Source organism: Bradyrhizobium sp. P2_E8, from assembly GCF_056403875.1.
Genome location: NZ_JBFUES010000453.1, coordinates 1 through 5,869 on the forward strand (window position 1 = coordinate 1; position 5,869 = coordinate 5,869).

Below are 5,869 nucleotides of genomic sequence, written 5' to 3' on the forward strand. Positions count from 1 at the left end.
GCCTCATCCTGAGGAGACCGCTGGAAGCGGTCGTCTCGAAGGACGAGGCGCGCGCTCAGGTGTCACCGAGCGTCATACGAGATAGCCCAGGGACAGAAAGGGACGACATGATCGACAGCAAGGAGGCGTCCGCGGCGCTGGCCGATATMGACGATATCGTCCAGCGGTTGAAGCAGTCGCAGCTCTACGAGCTCGCGAGCCTCGCGGCTGTCTGGTGGGGCGTCCTGGTGTTTGCCGCCAATCTCGTGACCTGGCTCTGGCCGGTCTATGCCGTCTACGCCTGGGTTGCCTCGGACTTTCTGGGCGTCGGCGGTCTGGTTGCGATCCGCCTGCTCAATCCGCCGCATCAGCCCCATGGCGCGGCCTTCAATATCAGGCTGGTCCTGGTGTTCGCCTTGTTCTTCGCCTTCGGCTACCTCGTGACATCAGTCATCGGTCATTTCGGTCCGCGCCAGTTGGGCACGTTTTGGCCGATCTATTTCATGCTGTTCTACACGCTGGCGGGCCTCTGGTTTGGTTACGCGTTCGTAGCGATCGGTCTCGGCATCTCCGCGCTGACGCTGATCGGCTTCTTCTTCATCGGCGAGGCATTTCCGCTCTGGATGGCCTTCGTCAATGGCGGCGGGCTCATCCTCGGCGGCCTCTGGATGCGGCGGATCTAGCGCGATGGCCGAGCTCGACGACATCATCCACCAGCCGCTGCGGCTCAAGATCATGGCGGCGCTGAACGCACTGCCCGTGTCCGCTGGCCTCGAATTCGCGCGGCTGAAAAAGCTGACCGGCGCCACCGACGGCAATCTCGGCGCGCATATCGAGACGCTGGCCAAGGCCGGCTATGTGTCCGTGGAGAAGGCCTTCGTCGGCAAGAAGCCGCAGACCACGGTCACCGCCACCGCCACCGGCCGCGGCGCCTTCGCGCGGCATGTGGCGACGTTGCAGGAGATCATCGCGGGGAAGCAGGTCTAGCTCTCCCGTCATTCCGGGGCGGAGCGCCAGCGACGGGCCCGGAATCCATTTCACTACCACGCTGCGGGCCAATGGATTCCGGGCTCGCGCTACGCGCGCCCCGGAATGACGGGGAATTGGAACGGCGCCCCCTTGAGGCGCGCCGCGATTCGTGCGACCTCCGCCCCCAGCAAACCCCTCTTTTCGAGCCTTCGATGCACATTCTCCTGCTCGGTTCCGGCGGCCGCGAACATGCTCTCGCATGGAAAATCGCGGCCTCTCCCCTGGTGACCAAATTCTGGTGCGCGCCCGGCAATGCCGGTATCGCGCGGGAGGCGGAGTGCGTGGCGCTCGATGTTGCCGACCATGCGGCGGTGATCGACTTCTGCAAAAAGAATGCGGTCGAGCTGGTGGTGGTCGGCCCGGAGACGCCGCTGGCGGCCGGCATCGTCGATGATCTCACCGCCGCCGGCATCAAGGCGTTCGGGCCGAGCGGGGCGGCCGCCCAGCTTGAAAGCTCCAAGGGCTTCACCAAGGCGCTGTGCACCGAATTCGGCATTCCGACCGGCGCCTACAAGCGCTTCACCAATGCCAGGGACGCGCGCGACTATGTCATCAGCCAGGGCGCGCCGATCGTGGTGAAAGCTGACGGTCTTGCCGCCGGCAAGGGCGTCGTCGTCGCCAAGACGGTGCGCGAGGCCGAGGACGCCATCGCCATGATGTTCGAGGGCGCCTTTGGCGAAGCCGGCGCCGAGGTCGTGATCGAGGAATTCCTGCCGGGCCGCGAGATCAGCTTCTTCGCGCTGTGCGACGGCGAGACCGCCATTCCGCTGGCCTCCGCGCAGGACCACAAGCGTGTGTTCGACCACGACGTCGGCCCGAACACCGGCGGCATGGGTGCCTATTCGCCGACGCCGCTGGTGACGCCCGCGATCCATGACGCGATCATGGCCAGGATCATCCTGCCGACGGTGGCCGGCATGAAGCAGCGCGGCACGCCGTTCCGCGGCATTCTCTACGCCGGCATCATGCTGACCACGCAGGGCCCAAAACTGTTCGAGTTCAACGTCCGCTTCGGCGATCCCGAGTGCCAGGTGCTGATGCTGCGCATGATGTCGGACATCGTGCCGGCGTTCATTGCCGCCTGCGACGGGGAGTTGAAGCATTTCGATCTGCGCTGGTATCCGGAATCCGCGCTCACCGTGGTGATGGCGGCGAAGGGCTATCCCGGCGACTATCAGAAGGGCACGCGCATCGAGGGGCTGGAGGAGGCCGCCAAGGTCGACACCGTCGAGATCTTCCACGCCGGCACCGTCGCAAAGGACGGCGCGATCCTCGCCAATGGCGGCCGCGTGCTCAACGTCTGCGCGTTGGGGGCGACCGTGACGGAGGCGCAAGGCCGCGCCTATCAGGCCGTGGACCGCATCAACTGGCCGGAAGGCTTCTGCCGCCGCGACATCGGCTGGCAGGCGGTGGAAGCCGAGAAGGCCAGGGGCTGACAGGCTTTTTTCCGCTGCGCGCGCACGGAACCTTGCGCCATCGCGCCGCCACATCGACATTTCAAAAATGCGTAGTCGGCTGTTGGGCTTAGCGTCCTTCGGCGAGGACGCGTGCTACTGTGCATGGGGTTGTTTTCGACATTTTTGTTGGGAGCCGCTCCGCGACTGACCAGACAAGGATGCAGAAAGATGTCCGATCTCGCCGACCTCTATCCCGGCTTCGCCTCCGAGTGGATCAACACCTCCCTCGGCCGTATCTTTGCCCGCGTCGGCGGCAAGGGACCGCCGCTCTTGCTCCTGCACGGCTTCTCCGAGACGCATGTGATGTGGCACCGCGTGGCGCCGCAGCTTGCCGACAAGTTCACGCTGATCATCGCCGACCTGCCGGGCTATGGCTGGTCCGACATGCCCGAGAGCGATGCGCTGCACATGCCCTACAGCAAGCGCGCGATGGCCAAGGCCATGGTGGAGGCGATGGAGCGCCTCGGCCACGTGCACTTCGCGCTGGCCGGCCACGATCGCGGCGGCCGCGTCTCCTACCGCCTCGCGCTCGACCATCCCGGCCGGCTGTCGCGCCTTGCCGTGCTCGATATCCTGCCGACCTATAACTACTGGGAGCGGATGAACCGCGCCTACGCGCTGAAGATCTATCACTGGACCTTCCTGGCGCAGCCGGCACCACTGCCGGAGACGCTGATCTCGGGCAATGGCGAGTTCTTCCTGCGCTTCAAGATGGCGAGCCAGACCAAATCGAAGACGCTCGACGCCATCGACGAGGGTGCACTGGAGCACTACATCGCCCCGTTTCGCGATCCCGCCCGCGTGCACGCGATGTGCGAGGACTACCGCGCCGGCGCCTATTTCGACTACGACCTCGACAAGGCCGATTTCGAGGCCGGCAAGAAGATCACCATTCCCATGCTGGCGCTGTGGGGCAACGCCGGCGTGGCGCAAGCCGCCGCGACACCGCTGGATACGTGGAAGCAATGGGCCACGAACTTGGATGGCATGCCGGTGGATTCCGGCCACTTCCTCACCGAGGAGAACCCCGACGTCACCGCGCAGGCGTTGCGCGAGTTCTTCGCAGGCTGAACTGCGCTGTCGCGACACACACAGCTGTCATCGCCCGGCTTGACCGGGCGATCCAGTACTCCGCGACGGTGGTGGTTGATCGATAGGCCGCGGCGTACAGGATGCCCCGCCTTGGCGGGGCATGACGGCGGAATATGTGAATTTACCGCCGCTCCCGGAAGAACTCCCGCAGCAGCCGCGCTGCTTCGCTCTCGCCGACACCGGAATAGACGTCCGGCGCGTGATGGCAGGTCGGCGAGGCAAAGAACCGCACGCCTGATTCCACCGCGCCGCCCTTGGGATCGGCGGCGCCGTAATAGAGCCGCCTGACCCTTGCAAAAGAGATCGCGCCCGCACACATGGTGCAGGGCTCCAGCGTCACGTAGAGGTCGCAGTCGACCAGGCGCTCGCTGCCGATCTTTTTCGCGGCCTCGCGCAACGCAACGATCTCGGCATGGGCGGTGGGGTCGTAGTCGGTCAGCGTCCGGTTCGCCGCGGTGGCGATGACCTCGTAATTGYGGACGACCACGCATCCGATCGGAACTTCGCCCGCCTTTCCGGCATTTTCAGCCGTTTTGAGCGCCAAATCCATGAAAGAGGGGGCTTTCAAGCCTCGTATCATCGCCAGAAACCTGCTAGTAGCTCCGCCTTCAGCAAGAGTGAATACCGGTTTTGCCTGAGCATGCGGCTCGAAACGAGCGCGCACAATGCTTTCTGGCCACCCCCTGAGTGAGATTATTCATGCCTCGCGACAGCGACAAAGACAACGATTCCCGCGGCCGGCGTGATCGTGGCCCGGCCAAGGGCCGGTCCGGCAAGCCGCGCGGCCCCGAGAAGAAGTTCGCCAAGCGCGGCCCTGAGGGCAAGGGCGACAGCCGCCCGCCCCGCGGCGACCGCGACAGCCGTCCGTTCCGCCGCCGCGAGGAGGGCGATGCCCCGCGCCGCGATTTCAGCGACCGCCCGCGCTTCAAGCGCGACGACCGCGGTGGTGAGGAGCGCGGTGAGCGCAGCTTCAAGCCACGTGGCGACCGTCCGTTTTCGGATCGCGGCGCGCGTGACGGCGAGAAGCGGCCGTTCAAGCCGCGCGGCGATCGCCCGTCCTATGGCCGTGACGACCGTCCGCCGCGCAGCCGGGATCGCGACGATTCCCGCCCCGCCGGCCGGACCGGCGACAAGAAGTTCGGCGACAAGCGGCCCTACGCGCCGCGTGGCGATCGTCCGGAACGCAAGTTCGACGGCGAACGGAAGTTTTCGCGTGGTGCGCCGGATCGCAGCGACCGCCCGCGCGATCGTGGCGAGCGCAGCGATTCAAAGCCGTGGCAGAAGCGCGATGCGGGTCCGCGCGGCGACCGGCCGCCGCGCAAGGATTTCAGCAAGGGCCCGCGCAAGGATTTCGGCGGCCGCGACCGCGGCGAGGACAAGCCCTGGCAGAAGCGCGAAGGCGGCGAGGATCGTCCCYGGTTCTCGCGTTCGCGCGACGATCGTCCCTCGGGCGATCGTCCGTTCCGCGAGCGGCCCAAATTCGATCGGCCCAAGTTTGATCGCCCGCGCGATGATCGTCCCAAGTTCGATCGTCCCCGTCGTGACGGCGATGGCGAGCGCGGCGGCGACCGTCCGAAATTCAATCGCCCGCGCGAGCGCTCGGAAGGCCGCTCCGACTGGCACGAGCATCCGCGCAGCGAAGGCCGCTTCGGTGATCGTCCGCGCCGTGAAAACGAGGACGAGAGCAGGATCTTCGAGAAGCGCCCGGCCTTCGGTGGCCGCGGCGCCTATCGCGAGCGCGATCGGGATTTCGAGGGGCGGCCGCGCCGCGAAGACGCGCCGAAGCCGAAGAAGGTCGGCGAGCGCATCGCCAAGGCTCTGGCGCGCGCAGGGCTTGCCTCGCGCCGCGACGCCGAGGAGATGGTCACGCAGGGCCGCGTTACCGTCAACGGCCGCGTCATCAATTCGCCCGCGCTCGACGTGACGCCGAACGACGTCGTCGCTGTCGACGGCAAGCCGTTGCCGCCGCGCGAGCGCACGCGCCTGTTCCTCTATCACAAGCCGCGCGGCCTCATGACCACGCATGACGACCCCGAGGGCCGTCCGACCGTGTTCGACAATCTGCCCGAAGGTCTGCCGCGCCTGATCAGCGTCGGCCGGCTCGACTTCAACACCGAAGGCCTGTTGCTGCTCACCAATGACGGCGGCCTCGCGCGCACGCTCGAGCTGCCGGACACCGGCTGGCTGCGTCGCTACCGCGTCCGCGCCCATGGCGACGTCACCCAGGCACAGCTCGACGAGCTCAAGGGTGGCATCGAGGTCGAGGGCGTCAAGTACGGTCCGATCGATGCCACGCTGGAGCGCGACCAGGG

6 protein-coding genes are annotated in these 5,869 nt (G+C 66.5%); 5 read left to right on the forward strand and 1 reads right to left on the reverse strand.

The window, feature by feature from the left end; genetic code table 11:
• Window positions 1-107: 107 nt before the first annotated feature.
• From AC1D00_RS23380 to AC1D00_RS23395, 4 genes are all read left to right on the forward strand, one after another.
• Window positions 108-662 carry a hypothetical protein gene (locus tag AC1D00_RS23380; protein WP_167771134.1) on the forward strand — a complete coding sequence of 185 codons (555 nt, stop codon included), beginning with the start codon at window positions 108-110 and terminating at the stop codon, window positions 660-662.
• A gap of 4 nt (window positions 663-666) precedes the next feature.
• Window positions 667-966 carry a winged helix-turn-helix domain-containing protein gene (locus AC1D00_RS23385; RefSeq protein ID WP_060910428.1) on the forward strand — a complete coding sequence of 100 codons (300 nt, stop codon included), beginning with the start codon at window positions 667-669 and terminating at the stop codon, window positions 964-966.
• Between the two features lie 194 nt (window positions 967-1,160).
• A complete protein-coding gene (gene purD, locus AC1D00_RS23390; protein ID WP_477012283.1) occupies window positions 1,161-2,444 on the forward strand; it encodes a phosphoribosylamine--glycine ligase in 1,284 nt (427 codons plus the stop codon).
• Window positions 2,445-2,633: 189 nt separating this feature from the next.
• The gene (locus tag AC1D00_RS23395; RefSeq protein ID WP_477012284.1) at window positions 2,634-3,536 is read left to right on the forward strand and encodes an alpha/beta fold hydrolase; all 903 of its coding nucleotides are present in this window, start codon (window positions 2,634-2,636) and stop codon (window positions 3,534-3,536) included.
• Between the two features lie 142 nt (window positions 3,537-3,678).
• Here AC1D00_RS23395 and AC1D00_RS23400 read toward each other — a convergent pair whose 3' ends face one another.
• Window positions 3,679-4,137 (reverse strand): nucleoside deaminase, encoded by a 459-nt coding sequence (locus AC1D00_RS23400; protein WP_477012286.1) that lies wholly within the window; start codon window positions 4,135-4,137, stop codon window positions 3,679-3,681.
• Window positions 4,138-4,256: 119 nt separating this feature from the next.
• Here AC1D00_RS23400 and AC1D00_RS23405 point away from each other — a divergent pair.
• The coding region (locus tag AC1D00_RS23405) for a pseudouridine synthase (RefSeq protein WP_477012285.1) at window positions 4,257-5,869 on the forward strand (1,613 nt) is incomplete at its 3' end.

Coding starts and splice junctions, on each gene's coding strand:
- AC1D00_RS23395 (WP_477012284.1), top strand. CDS start 2,634: ATGTCCGATCTCGCCGACCTCTATCCCGGCTTCGCCTCCGAGTGGATC.
- purD (WP_477012283.1), top strand. CDS start 1,161: ATGCACATTCTCCTGCTCGGTTCCGGCGGCCGCGAACATGCTCTCGCA.
- AC1D00_RS23385 (WP_060910428.1), top strand. CDS start 667: ATGGCCGAGCTCGACGACATCATCCACCAGCCGCTGCGGCTCAAGATC.